This window comes from Paraburkholderia bannensis (assembly GCF_014200455.1).
Taxonomy (GTDB): domain Bacteria; phylum Pseudomonadota; class Gammaproteobacteria; order Burkholderiales; family Burkholderiaceae; genus Paraburkholderia; species Paraburkholderia bannensis_A.
On sequence record NZ_JACHBW010000004.1, the window covers coordinates 1 to 16757 of the forward strand.

Sequence of the window (16757 nt, forward strand, 5' to 3'; positions counted from 1 at the left end):
TCTGGCACATTACTGCCGATCAGTTCTGAGGACCTCTGCGTGCTATCCAGAGCCTACGTCCCCGAAGGGAGGGCGGTGTCCATTCCATCTCGGCCACAACCGGACGGTCGACATACGACCAGCAATCGCCGACAATCCGCTCGGTCCCTGAATTGTCGGGCAGGCTCAGGCCCACTAACCGGAATCGCTCGTTCCACGACTGAGGTTCACGTATGAGCGCAAATGCGCATGCTTATAACCGAATATACGCTCTCATCTTCGTGCTGCTGGTAACTGCGGTATTGAAATGGTCGCGGTGGCGAAATGCCAAGGCTTCGGGGATATCCACATCACAGTTCGCTGACGAAGAGTCCACGCCCGGAAAGAGGCTGTTATTGCAGGCACAATGGTTTCGGTTCTTTGGGTGGAGTTGCATCGTGCTCCCGATTGTGGGGGTTGCAATATCGCAGTTTCGCCATCGGGACACCCTCTTCATGCTTATCGGTGGGATGGTGTTCCTGGGGATATTTATCGGTGGTCTCGGGTGGTTCATGCTATGGATGGCCGGGCAATGTGAGGAACGCGCACGTCGAATGGGAGCAACTCTGTAGTTGTTTCCGAATGGCCGTTGTCGAGCGAAGCGGGCGGTTGCAATGGGTCCGGAGGCGGCCAACAGCCTGGTCGACTGGCAGTCCCCCTTCCTCGCGCCCTCGATGCCCCGGTTTGACGCCGCGTAATATCCCGCCCACTGGAATCCCGCGAGCCCCGCCACCGACGTGATATTGACGACGTGACCGCTGCCTTTCGCGCGCATGCCGGGCAGCACCGCACGCGTCATCGCGAAGAGGCCGAAAGTGTTTGCATCGCATTGCGCGCGGATTTCGCGCTCGTCGCCCTCTTGGATCGAGCTTTGATAGCCGCAGCCCGCGTTGTTGGCGAGCACGTCGATTGCGCCGAACGGCTTGAGCGCCTGCGCGACGGCGGCCTCGATCTGCCTGGCGTCGGTCACGAAGTGGAAGGCGCAAACGCGACTCAGGCCGACACCTGAACGGAGGCCTCAGAAACGGCAAACCGCGAGTGCCGATGATAGCGGCGACGCGCGCAACGTGCAGACCACCGCAAGCACCAATCACGCGGCCCATGTACCATACGGCGCTCGCGTCTGTCGCCCCCTGGTTCGCACCCTGGTTCACGCCGTGACGCCCTGCTTTCAATCGTATCTGCCGGAGAATTAGACCCGATGTCCACCGTCACCTCGCCCGAGACGTCCGCCGCCGCTCAACGTGCCCTGGAAACGCGCTACGGCACGCCCTGGAGCGCGCCGCTGCCCGCCTGGAACGAGACGCTCGATTCGCTGCTCGCACATCGCTCGGTGCGCAATTACGCCGACACGCCGCTGCCCCAAGGTACGCTCGAAACGCTGATTGCCGCCGCGCAATCGGCTTCTACTTCGTCGAATCTGCAAACGTGGAGCGTGGTGGCGATCGAAGACCCGCAACGCAAGGCGCGTCTGGCCGCGCTCGCCGGTAATCAGTCGCAGATTCGCGAAGCGCCGCTTTTCCTCGTCTGGCTCGCCGACCTCAACCGTCTCGAAGCCGCCGCGAGCCGCGCCGGCGCCAGCGCCGAAGGTCTGCAACACATGGAAACGCTGTTCGTGGGCGTGATCGACGCGGCGCTGGCGGCACAGAATGCCGTGGTGGCGATGGAATCGCTCGGCATGAGCGGGGTTTATATCGGCGCGATCCGCAATCAACCCGAGCAGGTGGCCGCCGAACTGGGCCTGCCGCCGCGCGTGCTGCCCGTTTTCGGCCTGTGCATCGGTTACGAGGATGCCTCGCGCCCCGCGCAGATCAAGCCGCGTCTGCCGCAGCAGGTCGTGCTCCATCGCGAGCAATACGACGCGCCTTCTCAGCAGGACGGCATCGCGCGTTACGACGAAGTGATCGGCGAATTCCAGACCGCGCAAGGTCAAAGCGCGGCGGGCTGGACGTCGCGCTCGCTGGCGCGTTGGCGCAGCCGCGAATCGCTGCATGGCCGCGACCGTCTGCGCGAGGCGCTCAACGCGCTCGGCTTCGAGCTGCGCTAAAGCACATGATCGGCGCATGATCAGTCCGATCCGTTGAATACGCAACGATATTGAAAGGAGCGATGCAGATGAAAGTCGCCATCATGGGCGCTGGCGCGGTGGGCTGCTATTACGGCGGCATGCTCGCGCGCGCGGGACACGATGTCGTGCTGATCGGGCGCGCGCAGCATGTCGAAGCGATCGAACGCGACGGCCTGCGCCTTGAAACGCAGAGCTTCGACGAACGCATCGGCGCGCCGCACCTGCATGCGAGCGCCGATGCCAGCTCCGCAGCGGGTGCACAACTCGTGCTGTTCTGCGTGAAATCGACCGACACCTTGAGCGCAGGCGCATCTATCGCGCCGTATCTGGCAGACGAAGCGCTCGTGCTCACGCTGCAGAACGGCGTCGATAACGCCGATCGACTGCGCACGGCAATCAAACAGGATGTCGCCGCCGCGGTGGTCTACGTGGCGAGCGAGATGGCCGGTCCCGGTCACGTGCGCCACAACGGTCGCGGCGAACTGGTGATCGAGCCGTCACGCCATGGTGAAACCGTTGCGCACGCACTGATCGATGCGGGCGTGCCCACGACGATCAGCGACAACGTGCGCGGCGCGCTATGGTCCAAGCTGATCCTGAACTGTGCGTATAACGCGCTTTCGGCAATCTCGCAGTTGCCTTATGGGCGGCTCGTGCAAGGCGTGGGCGTGCGCGATTCGATGCGCGACGTCGTAGCCGAATGCAAGGCCGTCGCGCAAGCCGACGGCGTGATGCTACCGCCCGATGTGGATGCGAACGTTAGCCGTATTGCCGAGACCATGCAGGAGCAGTACTCGTCGACGGCTCAGGATCTCGCGCGCGGCAAGCGCAGTGAGATCGATCATCTAAACGGTTTCGTCGTACAACGCGGCGCGGCGCTGGGCGTCGCCACGCCTGCCAATCGCCTGCTGCATACGATCGTGAAGCTGATCGAAGACAAGGCGCACGGTACGATCTGACCACGCTCGCGCGCCTTTTCCAGGCGCGCTCCAGCCTCAGGTCGTTTCGCGCTCGAATACCAGCAAGGTCGATGTCGCCGACGCGTAGAGCTTGCCCGCCGCGTCCTTGATCGTTGCTTCGGCGAAGGCGGCGCGGCGGCCGATGGTCAGCACGCGTCCCTCGGCGTACACCGTGCCGGTACTGGCCGTCATCGCGCGGTGATAGGCCACCTTCAATTCCAGCGTGGTGTAGCCCTGATTCGCCGCGAGGCGCGAATGCGCCGCGCAACCGCAGGCGGAATCGAGCAGCGTCGCCGCATAGCCGCCGTGCACGGTGCCGATGGGGTTGTAGGCGTGCACGCCAGGCACGCCTTCGAACACCACGCGGCCCTCCTCCACCTGCGCGAGCTTGAAGCCCAGCGTTTCGCCAATCGGCGCGACGCGGCCGTTCGCGAGCATCTGCTGCAATTGTTCAAGGCCGGTCAGGCCGGCGGGAAGTTCGGCAACGAGGTTCATGGGTCAAGGTCTCCGTCGGTTGAGCGTGCCGCGTCTGGTCTGCCCGGCGCAGCGCATGGCGACATCCTACCCTGTTGCGAACGATCGTGCTTAAATGCTTCTAGCGTATTTCCTCTGATGTTTTCATGCTGATATCAGTAGGTTTCCGTCCTGCATGTAACGTTTCGGCTGGCCCGGCGCATGCGAGAAGACCCGATTCGCGTCGATGAAATCGTTCGGCAGATTCATCAGCTATCCGAAGTAAGACAATTCCTCGCGCGTGCCGCGCCAAAGAACAGCATGAGCTTGCCAGGTTCGCGTATCCATGACAAATAACGCCTCAATCAAAGCGCACGGACTCGAAATCGACGGGCTGTCGATTGATGCCCAGCGCAGGCGGCGGTGCAGTAACGGAGTCTGCGGCGGCCATGGGCGTCTCCGGTATCGGGAACCTTGCGGGAATGGGACTCTCGTTGTCTTGAACGATAGTGCAGCACCCCACCCATGCAAGCACGTTAATGCATAGATATCAATTCATCGAGAAAGGCATGAAAAGTAATGCATGCGCCGCCGCGCCCAGCGTGCCTCGCGCGCTGTTCAATCGGGGCGCACAGGCTCTGCGCCGAGTCGCGCCGCCAGCCGGTCGCGCAGTTGCAGATACGCATCGGCCAGGGTCCTTTCGCTGGTGTCGAAGCGCATGTCGGCGCGCGCGTAGAGTTCGCTGCGGCCCGCGAGGATGCGCTTGAGATCGTCCATCGCCTCGTGGTTGCCCGACATGGGCCGCAGGTCGCCCTGTGCGATCACGCGGCGCATGTGGTCCTCGGGCGCGGCCTGGAGCCAGACCGTGAAGCAGTGCGCGAGCAAGGTGTTGAAGGTGCCCGGCTCGGCCACGAGGCCACCCGGAGACGCGATGACGGCGCGCGGATGTTCCGCGATCACGGCGTCCAGCGCGCGCTGCTCGTAGCGGCGGTACGCGCTCGCGCCGTAGAGCGAGTGAATCTCCGCAGGCGGGCAGCCCGCCAGTTGCTCGATCACGCGCGTCAGCTCGACGAACGGCACCTTGCGCTCCTGGGCAAGCATGCGCCCAAGCGTCGATTTGCCCGCGCCGCGCAGGCCGATCAGCGCGATGCGTTCGTTGCGATGTTCGTCGGCGGGCGTTTGCGCGAACATCTCCGCCAGCGCCATGCGTGCGCGCTGCAGCGCGGCCGGATCGCGGCCCAGCAGCAGTTCGCGGATCAGCAGCCATTCCGCCGATGAAGTCGTGACGTCGCCAATCACCTCGGCGAGCGCGCAGTTCAGCGTGGTCGCGATCTGCCGCAGCACCAGCACCGAGGCATTGCCCACGCCCGATTCCAGATTGGCGAGATGGCGCTCGGAGAGCCCCGTCTCGGCGGCCAGCGCCTTGCGCGTCATGCCGCGGCGCGCGCGCAGCATCCGCACGCGCTCGCCCATCGCCGTCAGGAAAGGATCGCGCTCGATGCGCGCGCCACTTGCCGCGTCGGCCCCCTCGCGGGCCTGCGCGTTGTCCGTCACGTCTTTCGCCGGCGCTTCGGCGATATACGTTTGCTTCATCTTCAGAGGCCTCTCAACCCGGTTTTATGTACTATAGTGCTTGACTCGCACTTTGCTTGCCCCTGATTCTCCGCTATAAGTCGCCTGAACGACAAACCCCTTTGCCCGACACAACCCGCCGTGCTCGCTTCGCACCCGGGCAAACCGGCATTTACCAGGCATTCCGTATCACTTCGAATCCCTCTGTACAGCAGCGCTGTGCCTCCCCGCGGCCCTGCGCTCGCGCATGTGGCTGATCGGCCATAGCGATGGCGCGTCGATAGCGCCGCTTTATGCGGCGCGCTTTATCGATGCAGATCTTTCCATCGAGAGCATCAAGCAAGCGAAAGCCGCTTACGAACGCGGCGATCTGCGCGCAAGACTTGCGCGCTATCACGCCGATGTGGACTCGAAGTTCTATGGCTGGAACGACATCTGGCTCGATCCGGCCTTTCGCGCGTGGTCGATGGTTGGCGAACTCGCCACGATCCGCGCGCCGCCTGAGCCGCGCAGGCCCAACTGTGGCACCCGACTTCGCTCTTGCGCAGACCATTCGATGCACGCCGCATTGCTGTTTTGCCATTCGCGCGCGCGGTCTGCCGAAATGTGACATCGCCGCCCTGGCCACGCCACATCCGCACGTCACAATGATGTATTGTCTGCAACTGGCCGCGCGAGCCGCAGTTTGAGCGACGCCCGGCGGCGCATGCGGCGCGAGGCCGAGTCCGCCACGGGAATCACCGGCCGCACGCAGCAGCAGGCTGTGCGCGATTGCTGGCTCGCGCTTGCGGCGATCCACGCGGCATCGAATTCCGGCATCGAACCATGAGCGATTCCACCCTGATGAAGGCATCGAGATTCACGTTGCGCGCGCGGCGCGGCTGGGCATCGCTGAAACCGCGCGTGGCGCGGGCATTCATGCCCGCACTGCGCAATCTTCAGTACATCAAGCGGCGCATGCGGCCATTTGCGCTGGTCGCGACGATTGGCTTCCCGCTTTATTACTACATCTGGAAAGACCTCTTTCCTCAGCCCTACGAAAACCTCACTCTTCGCCTGATCGGCTCGGTACTGTTTCTGCCGATCCTGTTCCCTGAGCGCTGGCCCGAGGCCGCAAAAAAATTTCTGCCGTGGTGGTGGTATCTGGCCACGCTGTATTCATTACCGTTTTTTTTCACCTTCATGCTGTTCAAAAACAACGGCAATGAAGTCTGGGTGGAAAGCGCGCTAATCGCTGCCTTCGTAATGGTGTTGCTGCTCGACTGGCTGATGCTGGTATTGCAGTTCATCGTGGGCATCGGTCTCGCATTGGCCGCCTACGCGCTGACTACCGATCCAATGCAGCTCAACGGCAACTACCTGACGCATCTGGCGATCTTTTCGTTCGCCGTGGCGATCGGCGCGGTGGCCAACTACGATCAGGACCGCATCCAGATCGAACAGGATCGGGCCATGCTCGCCACCGCGGGCAGCGTCGCGCATGAATTGCGCACGCCGCTTGTCGCGATTCGCGTGGGCGCGGCGGGGCTCATGCGCTATCTGCCCGCGCTGCTCGATACTTATGTACTCGCGCAGCGGCATCGCCTGCCGGTTCCCAGAATACGCGTGGCGCATCTTCATTCGCTGCAGGGCGTCGTGGGGCGCATCGAACAGGAAGCGCTCCATTCGAATGCAATCATCGACATGCTGCTCGCGACCGCGCGCTTCAACGACACGAGCATGCAAAACGCAACGATATGCTCGATCGCGCATTGCGTGGAGACTGCGCTCGCCCGCTATCCGTTCCGCGAAGGGGATCGGGCGCTCGTGCATTGCAATCTGCGACCCGATTTCGAATTTATCGGCTCGGAAATGCTCACCGTGCATGTGTTGTTTAACTTACTCAAAAATGCATTCCGGTATATGGGGAGTATCGAGGGCGCGCAGATTTCAATCAGGCTTGAGTCGGGTAAACGCTCTAATCAGCTGATTTTCAGCGATACAGGTGCGGGTATTTCTCCTGAAGCCTTGCCGCACGTCTTTACCCGCTTTTATACTTCTTCCACTATCACCGATGACGTCTCGCTTGGTGCGGGAATCGGACTGGCATTCTGTCGCGATGTCATGCAGGCGATGGGGGGAGCCATTGCCTGCTCCTCAGTGAAAGGCAAACACACCGAGTTCGTTTTGACATTCCCTGCGCCATGACGAAAGCCATTCAGCCGTTTTCCTGGCCAACCACTGCGGCCTTTGTTGACGACAGTGCGGCATTCCTTTCCAATTTGAGCCTGCAACTGGATCCGGAACTGGCATTCAGGATGTTCAGTTCGCCCACCGGCGCACTCAGATTCCTCAATGCGCGCGCCGCGCAAGATCAGCCCGCCTCGCCTATCTTCAGCCCTTATCTCGACCGCACCGAAGAAAACGATGCGCATCAGGTCATCGCCATGCGCGTGGATGCGATTCGCAGTCTGGTGCAGCGCCCTGCACGTTTTGAATCGATTTCGGTTGTGGTGGTCGATTACGATATGCCCGAGCTTAATGGCGTCGAGTTCTGCCGGCGCCTCACCAATCCCGCTCTCAAGAAGATCATGCTCACGGGCAAGGCCGACGAACGCGTCGCGGTGAAGAGTTTCAATGAAGGGCTAATCGACCGCTTCATCCGCAAACATGAAGTGGATGCGGTGGAAACCTTGAATCAGGCGATTCAGGATATGCAGGCCGCGTATTTCGACAAAGCCGGCGGTGCGGTTCTCGATGCGCTGGCCGTGTCCGAATATGCGTTTCTCAAGGACTCTGCGCTCGCAGAACATGTACGGGGCATATTTGCATCGCTGAATATCGTCGAACATTATCTTTCGTATCAGCCGCACGGCCTGCTGATGTTCGATGCCGAAGGCAATTCCTGGCTGCTCATCATCCATACCGATGAATCGCTGCGCGGCGTGCGCGAAATTGCCGTCGAACAAGGTTCGCCCGCGAAGTTTCTCGCGGAACTCGATAGCCGCAACAGCGTGCCCTACTTTTGGCTCACCGAAGGCTACTATCCGACTCAGTGCCCCGACTGGCGCCCGTACATGCATCCTGCATCCGTGTTCGAAGGCGATTGCCGTTACGTGTGTGCGCTCGTCAAGCAACCGGCGGGTATATCGCTCAACAACGTCGTGCCATTCGACAACTATCTGCAACGCCTCGACCGCGATATTCAGGCGGCGTGGAATTCACACTGAATGCTGCGATCCACGCCGCCACAAAGCAGCAAGCCAATCTTTACTTGAGTCATTTCAGATGGCTCTCTTTCATGCGGGTGCTTCGTCACTCGATGCGCCCGTATCGTCACAGCCGTTGAATCAAGCCGCCACCGGCAAATCGAGCAAGGCGGGAGCCTGACGCGTACGCACGCGACCCGCGCCACGCTCCAGCAGACGACGAGTGGAAGGCCAGTTGGACAACTGCACCTCATCGCGTATGGCTTCGCAAACGTTGACGATGCGTTCGAGCTGCGCTTCGCTCAACATCGCGTTGATCGACATCCGCATAAGCGAGCGATTCTGTGCCGTAGCCGGCGCGCAAAACACCGACGCGAAAATCCCGTGCGCCTCCAAGGCATCGCGCAGCACAATGGTCTGCGCCTCTGGCCCGGCTTCGAGCGCGACGATCTGCGTCTCGCTGCCGTTGAGGTTGTAACCCAACGCGGTCAGACGCGAGCGCACGTAAAGCGCGTTCGAAGCAAGCCGCGCACGACGCCAGTCGTCACGTTCGATTACATCGAGCGTGGCCGCGAGACCAGCTGTCTCGTGCGGCAGCAACGTCGAGCTGAAAATCGCCGGCAGCGCCTCGAACTTGAAATACTCCTGAAAACGCCGCGAACAGCTGATGATGCCCGCTCGTCCCGCAAACGCCTTGGCGAGACTCGCCGTCCGGAAATGTACGCGGTCCCCCAGTCCCAGTTCCGCGACCAGCCCAGCACCGTGCGGCCCATGCGTGCCGAGCGAATGCGATTCGTCCACCACGAATACGCAGTCGTGCTTCTCGCATACTTGCGCAAAGGCTTGCAGCGGGCACACGCTGCCATTGGTGCTGTACACCGAATCGACGATCACAATGCCCGGCCCGTAGCGCTGAATGCGCTGCTCCAGATGTTCGGCATCGTTGTGCATATAGCTGATCGGCTTCGCACCGGCACTGCGTATGCCTTCCCACAACGACATATGCGCCATCATGTCGATGTAGACTGGCGTCTGCTCGTTGGCGATCGCCTGGATCAACCCGGTATTCGCTGCGAATCCCGACTGGCACAGCACGCTCGCCTCTGCACCCATAAAGCGTGCGAAACGCTCTTCAAGCTGCAGTTGCGGACATTCGTCGTCATGCAGAAAAATTCCCGACATCAGCAAACCGTTGCCATCCGCACGGATCGTCGAGCACATCGCGTCGAGAATCTCAGGGTGGCGCGCAATCGAAAGATAGTCGTTGCTCGACAGATGCAACGCGTTTGCATCGGGTACGCGGCCGCGCATGATGTGGCCGCCCCCCCAGCTTTGCTGCACACGCTCCCCGTAGTAGCGGTCCACGCGCGCGGCGAGGAAAGCCGGCAGCGCGGCGTCGTTGTTATGCGCATCCCGCCAGTTGTTATTGGTTACTTGCATCTCAGGCTCCAGGTGGTTGATGGCCGCCTCCCCGCAGGCGACTTCCCGTCAAAGAACCATTGGGATGGCTGGCCGGTGATGGGCCCAGGCAAGCCTGACACGCGCGAACGAACGTCGCGCGTTCAAGCCCGCCAAGGGCGGTTGAATGCGGAAATCACAAAGACTGGTGAAACGCGTATATGGCGCGTAAAGGGCGGGAAGCGCGCGAACGGGGATCAGGCCCACGCAAGCCGCGCGGACGATGGCGCTCGCGCGTGCGCCGACGTGCCGATACGCAGGTGTGCCAGGCACACACGTGCGGGCACAGGCGCACGCCAACGTGCGTGGCGCGCTACGGCGCGCGGAACCGCCCGGCGCGGCAGACCTTCCAACGCGGTCCGCCCTGCGCCGTCTCCCTTCAGTGGGCCCGGCATTCGCGCAGCGGAGGTCTGGCTCCGGCACGCGCTCACACGCCCGACCGCGCACGAGGGGCAGCGGTTTCGCAGGCGCATGCATGCGCTCGACGCCGTGGGCGGGCGCCTCGACATCCGCACGACTCCCGCTTTGCGTGATCGCCACTGGGTACCAAGAAAGAGACGCCTGCCCGAAGACTGTGGTGCTGCAAAGACGGCGCGAGCATGGGGGCGCGCCGCCGGCTGGAACGACCGTTGCATGGAACGTCACTCACGCCTTTTGATAATTATCCTTTAAAAACATCAACGTGACAGATTTCATCGGCAGACGAATCCATTATGCATAACGAAACGATTGCGCCCTTCTATAGTGCATAACTGGCTGCAATTAGAGCGATTCTGACTATATGTATCAGCTCGACGCTGATTCATTGCGCATGGCCGTCAGTCGAAATACAGGATGTCGAACTAGTTGCGAGGGGAACGATTTCGAACGGGAAATTGCCTGCGTCTATTTGAATTCTTTATGACAGCGGCAGAGTACATGCGTCTGGCCAGGCCGCCACGACGCGATCGCGTCCGCGCGTTTTGGCTTCATAAAGCGCGGCATCCGAGCGCGCCATCAGGCTGGCCAGCGTATCGCCCGGTTGCAGCATAGCCATGCCCGCGCTGAACGTGAGCCCGCCATGCGGCGTAGCCTGCTCCTGCCCGGGCAGCGCAGCGTCGCCGCCGCGCCTGACCGCGAGCGCGGCCACACGCAGCGCATCCAGACGCATCACCGCGGCTTCGCGGGTGATTGCCGGGAACAGCAGCGCGAATTCCTCGCCGCCCAGACGGCCGAACAGATCGGTGTCGCGCACGCCCGCGGCCACCACACGGCCGAAATGCGCCAGCGCGCGATCGCCCGCGGCATGGCCGAAGTGATCGTTGATGGCCTTGAAATGATCGATATCGACAATCGCCAGCACCACGGGCGTGGCCTTCAGGCGTGCGGTTTCGATCAGCGCGAGCGCCTGCGCAACGAAGGCGCGGCGCGTGAGCGCGCCCGTGAGTTCGTCGCGGTTGGCAAGGTGTTCCAGCCTTTCCGCCATGCGGTCGTGCGCAAGCAGCACCATGCCGATGGACAGCGAAGGCAGCACCAGAATCCCCAGTGCGAGCCAGATAACGTTGAGCGGCGTGGCGACCATCAGCGTGCTCTGCTCGATCAACCCCGTGCCATACGTGAGGCCGCGCAGACCATGAGCGAATGCCCCAAGCCACGCGGAAACGGTGACAAAGCGATAGCTGTAAACCGGGCGGCCTGACGGCCGGCAGCGCATCGCCATCCAGCCGATCGCCGCGTAAATCGCGGCATGGAAAGCGGAGACGAGCGCGATGCGCGCGGCCAGGCTCGGTTCGATCCAATACCACCATGCGATGCCGAGAGCGACCACGCCACAACCGATGCGCGCGAGCGGTGCGCGCTCGGGCAATCCGAAAAATTCACGGCAGCCTTCCAGCACACGCGTGACCGCGATAGCCAGTAGGGTATTCGACAAGAGAATCGTGAGAACCGGCATTCCCATGCGCTGCAAGCCGGTCAGCACAAGTGCCACGCTTGCCCACACGTAAGCGCCAATCCAGCGGCTCACGCCCGGAATGCGCGCAGGCCGCAGCGAACCGAGAATGGCGAGACTCATGATGCTCGAAAGCACCGTGACGAGAAGGATATTGACCGGATCTAGCATGAGCGGCACACGACGCAACGTCTGGGGACGGCGCCTGTTATCGCGCGCCACGGGCCGATAAAAACGGGGCCCGCAATAGTTTAGGTCAGAAACTTTAAAAATATCGCCCCGGCATATGAATTTATGCTTTTCGGCGATGAATTGAAGGCGCTCCTGCGCTTAATAAGTAAATTATTCCGATTTCATTCCCAGCGGCGGCTTTTAAACGGATTCGATGAAATAGCATCTTTTGGCATTGATACCAGGTGTAATGCGTCCGAACCTGCCAGCGCAATCGCAAAACAATGCGCGATAAATAATCCTCGATAAACGGGAACGGCATCTGCTCGAAAAAGCTGACTACCGTTTATCCATTTACAGGAGACGCTCATGCCAACCGACTCGGCAGTCAATCCGCGCGACGCGCTGATCGACCGGGTGCAGCGCGCCGTCAATGACGTGTCCTACCCTGCGCACCCGCGCACGCTGCTCGATGCCGCCCGGCAGGCGCAGGCGGACTTCGAAGTGCTCGACGCCCTGCGCGGCCTGCCCGACGAGGCCTTCGGCGGATTCGCGGAAGTTTCGGCCTCGATTGTCGCCGGGATCGACGCGCGCGCCTTGCCGCGCCGTGAAACGCCGGGCTGAACACCACCCGCCCAGGGAGATCCCATGAAGCTAGTCAAAGCCACGGGAATGGAACTTGCACGCACCGCTCCGCTAGTCAGGCCTATGCCTGTCGCCGACTCGCGCCGGCGCAAACCAGGTCGGAACACCGCGCAGGAAAAGGCGCAAAACACCGGCGCACTGCGCTCAGGTAATCGTATGGCAACCGTTTTACTCGTCGATGACGACATCAACACGCTCAACGCACTCAGGGAACTGGTGGCGCAGGAAGGTTATCGGGTCAGGACCGCAGAAGACGGGCTGAATGCTCTCAGAAGCGCGCTGGAGGAGCCGCCCGATGTCGTGATTTCCGATTGCATGATGCCGCGCATGGACGGGCTTTCCCTGATGCGTGAAATGCGCCGCAACCGCGTGCTCGTGGATGTGCCGCTGGTGCTGGTGTCCGCGCTGGTGACGCCGCCGCCCGACGCCGATGTGGCGGGCTTTCTGCGCAAGCCGTTCGCCGTTTCGCAACTGCTCGATATGTTGCATCGAATCGCGGCGCTTTGAAAATCGCTCGCAAGATACGCCCGATGCGCGTGGTAAATGGGTGCTTAAGGCAGCGAAAAATCGCGAGCAGCGCGGGTTTTGATGCACCCCGCGCCGAGTACGCCTTCATTGATGATCTTTATCACGCGTATTCCGGTTGACCTGTGCATTGTTCTGGGTGCGCTCCTGATACGCATCGCCGCCACGACGGTCGGTATCCTCCAGACCGCGTTGCAGATCTTCGTGCCCTTGCACGCCTACCGAGCGCGGCTCGTGAGGGTGTTTGGCCGCCACCGGCTCCCCGCCCTCGTGGCGTGGATGCTTGACGGGGGCGTCGTCCTCGGGCTTCCCGGGTTCGGCGTGCGACGCTCGCGCAGGATGGGCTTCAGTCGACTGATGCTGGGTTTTCATGTCAAAGCTCCCGTGTAACGTACGACTCGATGGCGCAAACCCGATGCCCGCTACATGCTCCTCAACTGCGGGCCTGACGGGGGAGTTAACCGCAGGCTTAACAAAACTGTCGCGCACGCGCGGTAGAGTCGAGACTATTTGCCGTAGATTCGATCGTCGATTCCTCCGCCGCTGATCCCTCCTATGCTCGCCCCGCAACTCGCGCCGCTCGTCGCCGCCTTCTACGAAACCGTCCGGCATGGCAGCATCACCGCCGCCGCCCGGCATCTCTCGATCAGCCAGCCCACGGTCACCGCGCGCATCCAGCAGCTCGAAAAGCACTATGGCGTCGAGCTGTTCCATCGGCGCGGCAGCCGCGTCGAACTCACCCAGACGGGCGCTTCGCTGATGCCGCTGATCGACCGGATGATGGAAAGCGAGCTCGCCATCGATTGCGCGCTGCGCGACGGCCGCACGCTCGATGCGGGCAGTTTCCGCCTGGGCACAACCGGCCCCTACTACATTCTTCCCGCCGTCGCGGCGTTTCGCCGTCGTTATCCGAACGTGCAGATCGGCATCGAAGTCGGCAATTCGCAGGAGGTGCTCGATGCGCTGGTGCAATATCGCGTCGATGTCGCTGTGTCGTCGAATCGCGTGGACGATCCCTCGCTCACGCGTCATCGCATTGCGACCGATTCGCTCGTGCTGGTGGTCGATCCGGCGCATCCGCTCGCGCACCGGCGCAGCACCGATCTGAATGTGCTCGCCCAGCAGACGCTGCTGCTGCGCGAGCCAGGCTCGCGCACCCGCGACGCCACCGAAGCCGCGCTCAAGCGGCGCGGCGTGACGCCCGCCGCGCTGATCGAAATCGGCAGCCGCGAAGCCATCTGCGAGGCGATCCGTCATGGCCTGGGCTGCTCGCTGATGCCCTCGGGCGAAGTGCCGCGTGGCGCGGCGCTGGTGAGCGTGCCGATCGAGCCGGATGGCCCGGTGATGCACGAATATCTCTATCACCTCAAGAGCCGCGCGAACGCGCGTTTGATCGAGGCGTTCATGAGCGTGCTCGATGCCCAGCCTGTCGACACCGCAGCAGCCTACGCCGACGCTTCGTAGAACGACGTAGTTGATGCAGCGTGGCTGCGCACCATGCCCAAGCCGGCGGCGCGCGTTCCGGGTACGATAGCTCGACAACAACCCCGAACGAACCCGAGCGAACTGGCACCATGATCTCGAAGGACCGCCGTCACTTTCTGCGCGCCGCCGCCGCGGGCGCCGCGCTCGGCCTGTTTCCGCCGGCCATCCGCCGCGCGCTCGCGATTCCCGCGAACAACCTCACCGGCACGATTCAGGATGTCCAGCATGTAGTGATCTTCATGCAGGAGAACCGTTCGTTCGATCATTATTTCGGCACGCTGCCGGGTGTGCGCGGCTTCGCCGACCGCATCACCATTCCGCAGCCGCAAGGCGCGAGCGTCTGGCAACAAAGCGACGGTTCGCGCAGCGTGCTGCCCTTTCACCTCGATAAAAGCAAGGGCAATGCGCTGCTCGCGGGCGGCGCGCACGAATGGCTCGACGCGCACAGCGCCTGGGACCATGGCCGCATGACGCAATGGCCAAAGTCGAAAGGCGGTACCTCGATGGGCTATCTGGAAGCCGCCGATCTGCCGTTTCACTTCGCGCTCGCTAACGCCTTCACGATCTGCGATGCCTATCACTGCTCGCTGCATGGCGGCACCAACTCGAACCGCATCTTCCTGTGGACCGGCACCAACGGCCCCGGCGGCGGCGCCTTTGATGCTCATGCAGTGGTGAACAACAGCGGCTGGGACTGGCTGGGGCCCTCGGAAAAGGGGCTCAAATGGACCACGTATGCAGAGCGCCTGCAACAGGCCGGCGTGAGCTGGAAGGTCTATCAGAACCAGCCCGATAACTACAATGACAATCCGCTCTGCGGTTTCGCGACCTTCCGCAAGGTGCACGAATCGATCAGCGGCGCACCCAATGTCCCGTGGACACCCGGGATCGAAGCAGTAGCGCCGCTCTACAAGGGCATCGGCAACACCATGCCCGACGGCGGCTTCCTGCAGGCGCTCACAGACGATATCGCGGCGGACCGCATGCCGCAGGTGAGCTGGATCGTGGCGCCGCAGGCCTATTGCGAGCATCCGGCCGTTTCCACGCCCAACCAGGGCGCGTGGTACATCCAGCAGGTGCTGGACGCCCTCACGGCCAATCCGCAGGTCTGGAGCAAGACCGTGCTGTTCGTGAACTACGATGAAAACGACTGTTTCTTCGACCATGTGCCTCCGCCCAACGTCCCCTCGCCCAACGCCGACGGCAGCTACGCGGGCAAATCCACGGTCAGCACGAAGCACGAATACTTCACCGTACCCAGCCCGCCGGGCGACGAAAAGCCGCTCACGCCCGATGGCCTGCCCTATGGCCCCGGCCCGCGCGTGCCGATGTTCGTGATTTCGCCGTGGAGCACGGGCGGTTTCGTCAACTCGCAGGCGTTCGATCACACTTCCGTGCTGCGTTTTCTCGAACGGCGCTTCGGCGTGGAAGAACCCAATATCAGCGCATGGCGTCGTGCGGTATTCGGGGATATGACCTCTGCGTTCAACTTCAGCACGCCTAACGAAAAATCCGGCGCTGCTTTCCCGGCGACCGACAAGGCCGCCGCCGATGCGCTCAACGCCCAGCAAAGCAAGCTCAAGGCGGTGCCGCCGCCCGCCGTGGCCGAGCAGAGTTTGCCGCGCCAGACGCGGTTCGCGCGCCCTTCACGTGCGTTGCCGTATCAGTTGCATGTTCATGCGAGCGTCGAACGACGGCGCAAGGTGCGCCTCGCCTTTGTCAACGAAGGCGGCGCGGGCGCGGTCTTTCACGTCTACGACCGCTTGCATCTGGAGCGCGTGCCACGTCGCTACACGGTCGAAGCCGGCAAACAACTCGCCGACGACTGGACCCCCGAAGCCGCCGACGGTGATCGCTACGATCTCTGGATACTCGGCCCCAACGGCTTGCATCGCAGCTTTACCGGCGACGTGGACGCCGTACTACGCGGCCCGAATCCCGAAGCGCGCCTGCGCTACGACGCAGCGAACGCCATCCTGACACTCGCGCTCGACAACAGCGGGCGCGAACCCAGCACCTGCAGCGTGCAGTCGAACGCCTACCGCACCGATGCGCCCTGGACCACCACCGTGCCCGCGCAAGGCCGCGCCGAACATAGCTGGTCCCTGGGCGATTCGGGAGGCTGGTATGACTTCACGTTGAGCGCGGAAAACGGCGTGACACGTCGCTTCGCGGGTCGCCTGGAAACCGGGCGCGACAGCATCAGCGATCCGGAAATGGGGAGCGTGTGAAGCATCCTTGCGTCGACGAGCGGGACATTTTATATCGTTTGATTTAAAATAAAT

General features: G+C 62.4%; 16 protein-coding genes and 1 pseudogene. 10 read left to right on the forward strand and 7 right to left on the reverse strand.

Annotated elements, in window-relative coordinates:
- Nucleotides 1-232 precede the first annotated feature (232 nt).
- Complete coding sequence (locus tag F4827_RS07960) at nt 233-988, reverse strand: SDR family NAD(P)-dependent oxidoreductase (RefSeq protein WP_311672863.1); 756 nt, start codon at nt 986-988, stop codon at nt 233-235.
- A gap of 231 nt (nt 989-1219) precedes the next feature.
- On the opposite strand from F4827_RS07960, the gene F4827_RS07965 reads away from it, so the two are divergent.
- Nucleotides 1220-2065, forward strand: a complete 846-nt coding sequence (locus F4827_RS07965; protein WP_183723421.1) for an NADPH-dependent oxidoreductase — start codon at nt 1220-1222, stop codon at nt 2063-2065.
- 68 nt (nt 2066-2133) lie between these two features.
- Nucleotides 2134-3045, forward strand: a complete 912-nt coding sequence (locus F4827_RS07970) for a ketopantoate reductase family protein (RefSeq protein ID WP_183723422.1) — start codon at nt 2134-2136, stop codon at nt 3043-3045.
- Between the two features lie 36 nt (nt 3046-3081).
- On the opposite strand, the gene F4827_RS07975 is transcribed toward F4827_RS07970, so the two are convergent.
- The 3 genes and pseudogenes from F4827_RS07975 to F4827_RS07980 form a co-directional block, all read right to left on the reverse strand.
- Nucleotides 3082-3540, reverse strand: a complete 459-nt coding sequence (locus F4827_RS07975) for a PaaI family thioesterase (protein ID WP_183723423.1) — start codon at nt 3538-3540, stop codon at nt 3082-3084.
- A gap of 147 nt (nt 3541-3687) precedes the next feature.
- Nucleotides 3688-3830 (reverse strand): annotated as a pseudogene (locus F4827_RS35140) (benzoyl-CoA oxygenase); the annotation flags it as partial.
- Nucleotides 3831-4116: 286 nt separating this feature from the next.
- On the reverse strand, nt 4117-5091 hold the full coding sequence (locus F4827_RS07980; protein WP_183723424.1) for a helix-turn-helix transcriptional regulator: 975 nt from the start codon (nt 5089-5091) through the stop codon (nt 4117-4119).
- Nucleotides 5092-5317: 226 nt separating this feature from the next.
- On the opposite strand from F4827_RS07980, the gene F4827_RS07985 reads away from it, so the two are divergent.
- The 4 genes from F4827_RS07985 (at nt 5318) to F4827_RS08000 (ending at nt 8279) form a co-directional block, all read left to right on the forward strand.
- Nucleotides 5318-5680 (forward strand): hypothetical protein, encoded by a 363-nt coding sequence (locus tag F4827_RS07985; protein WP_409258775.1) that lies wholly within the window; start codon nt 5318-5320, stop codon nt 5678-5680.
- 75 nt (nt 5681-5755) lie between these two features.
- On the forward strand, nt 5756-5899 hold the full coding sequence (locus tag F4827_RS07990; protein WP_183723425.1) for a hypothetical protein: 144 nt from the start codon (nt 5756-5758) through the stop codon (nt 5897-5899).
- Complete coding sequence (locus F4827_RS07995; RefSeq protein WP_260175045.1) at nt 5896-7257, forward strand: sensor histidine kinase KdpD; 1362 nt, start codon at nt 5896-5898, stop codon at nt 7255-7257. The genes F4827_RS07990 and F4827_RS07995 overlap by 4 nt, the downstream gene beginning before the upstream one ends.
- Nucleotides 7258-7367: 110 nt before the next feature.
- On the forward strand, nt 7368-8279 hold the full coding sequence (locus tag F4827_RS08000) for a response regulator (RefSeq protein ID WP_260184444.1): 912 nt from the start codon (nt 7368-7370) through the stop codon (nt 8277-8279).
- Between the two features lie 120 nt (nt 8280-8399).
- Here F4827_RS08000 and cqsA read toward each other — a convergent pair whose 3' ends face one another.
- Both cqsA and F4827_RS08010 read right to left on the reverse strand, forming a co-directional pair.
- Complete coding sequence (gene cqsA / locus F4827_RS08005; RefSeq protein ID WP_183723427.1) at nt 8400-9698, reverse strand: alpha-hydroxyketone-type quorum-sensing autoinducer synthase; 1299 nt, start codon at nt 9696-9698, stop codon at nt 8400-8402.
- 916 nt (nt 9699-10614) lie between these two features.
- On the reverse strand, nt 10615-11817 hold the full coding sequence (locus F4827_RS08010) for a GGDEF domain-containing protein (protein ID WP_183723428.1): 1203 nt from the start codon (nt 11815-11817) through the stop codon (nt 10615-10617).
- Between the two features lie 369 nt (nt 11818-12186).
- On the opposite strand from F4827_RS08010, the gene F4827_RS08020 reads away from it, so the two are divergent.
- A complete protein-coding gene (locus F4827_RS08020; protein WP_183723430.1) occupies nt 12187-12441 on the forward strand; it encodes a DUF2795 domain-containing protein in 255 nt (84 codons plus the stop codon).
- Nucleotides 12442-12489: 48 nt separating this feature from the next.
- Nucleotides 12490-12969 carry a response regulator gene (locus F4827_RS08025; RefSeq protein ID WP_184123788.1) on the forward strand — a complete coding sequence of 160 codons (480 nt, stop codon included), beginning with the start codon at nt 12490-12492 and terminating at the stop codon, nt 12967-12969.
- Between the two features lie 105 nt (nt 12970-13074).
- Here F4827_RS08025 and F4827_RS08030 read toward each other — a convergent pair whose 3' ends face one another.
- Nucleotides 13075-13359, reverse strand: a complete 285-nt coding sequence (locus tag F4827_RS08030) for a hypothetical protein (protein WP_183723432.1) — start codon at nt 13357-13359, stop codon at nt 13075-13077.
- Nucleotides 13360-13542: 183 nt separating this feature from the next.
- Between F4827_RS08030 and F4827_RS08035 the strand changes: the two genes are divergently transcribed.
- Nucleotides 13543-14451 carry a LysR substrate-binding domain-containing protein gene (locus F4827_RS08035; protein WP_183723433.1) on the forward strand — a complete coding sequence of 303 codons (909 nt, stop codon included), beginning with the start codon at nt 13543-13545 and terminating at the stop codon, nt 14449-14451.
- A gap of 110 nt (nt 14452-14561) precedes the next feature.
- A complete protein-coding gene (locus F4827_RS08040; RefSeq protein ID WP_183723434.1) occupies nt 14562-16703 on the forward strand; it encodes a phosphocholine-specific phospholipase C in 2142 nt (713 codons plus the stop codon).
- The last annotated feature ends 54 nt before the right edge of the window (nt 16704-16757 follow it).

Bases quoted from the DNA above. Each gene is read 5' to 3' on its own strand.
- F4827_RS07965 (WP_183723421.1), top strand. From the start codon at position 1,220: ATGTCCACCGTCACCTCGCCCGAGACGTCCGCCGCCGCTCAACGTGCC.
- F4827_RS07970 (WP_183723422.1), top strand. From the start codon at position 2,134: ATGAAAGTCGCCATCATGGGCGCTGGCGCGGTGGGCTGCTATTACGGC.
- F4827_RS07975 (WP_183723423.1), bottom strand. From the start codon at position 3,540: ATGAACCTCGTTGCCGAACTTCCCGCCGGCCTGACCGGCCTTGAACAA.
- F4827_RS07980 (WP_183723424.1), bottom strand. From the start codon at position 5,091: ATGAAGCAAACGTATATCGCCGAAGCGCCGGCGAAAGACGTGACGGAC.
- F4827_RS07985 (WP_409258775.1), top strand. From the start codon at position 5,318: ATGTGGCTGATCGGCCATAGCGATGGCGCGTCGATAGCGCCGCTTTAT.
- F4827_RS07995 (WP_260175045.1), top strand. From the start codon at position 5,896: ATGAGCGATTCCACCCTGATGAAGGCATCGAGATTCACGTTGCGCGCG.
- F4827_RS08000 (WP_260184444.1), top strand. From the start codon at position 7,368: ATGTTCAGTTCGCCCACCGGCGCACTCAGATTCCTCAATGCGCGCGCC.
- cqsA (WP_183723427.1), bottom strand. From the start codon at position 9,698: ATGCAAGTAACCAATAACAACTGGCGGGATGCGCATAACAACGACGCC.
- F4827_RS08010 (WP_183723428.1), bottom strand. From the start codon at position 11,817: ATGCTAGATCCGGTCAATATCCTTCTCGTCACGGTGCTTTCGAGCATC.
- F4827_RS08020 (WP_183723430.1), top strand. From the start codon at position 12,187: ATGCCAACCGACTCGGCAGTCAATCCGCGCGACGCGCTGATCGACCGG.
- F4827_RS08025 (WP_184123788.1), top strand. From the start codon at position 12,490: ATGGAACTTGCACGCACCGCTCCGCTAGTCAGGCCTATGCCTGTCGCC.
- F4827_RS08030 (WP_183723432.1), bottom strand. From the start codon at position 13,359: ATGAAAACCCAGCATCAGTCGACTGAAGCCCATCCTGCGCGAGCGTCG.
- F4827_RS08035 (WP_183723433.1), top strand. From the start codon at position 13,543: ATGCTCGCCCCGCAACTCGCGCCGCTCGTCGCCGCCTTCTACGAAACC.
- F4827_RS08040 (WP_183723434.1), top strand. From the start codon at position 14,562: ATGATCTCGAAGGACCGCCGTCACTTTCTGCGCGCCGCCGCCGCGGGC.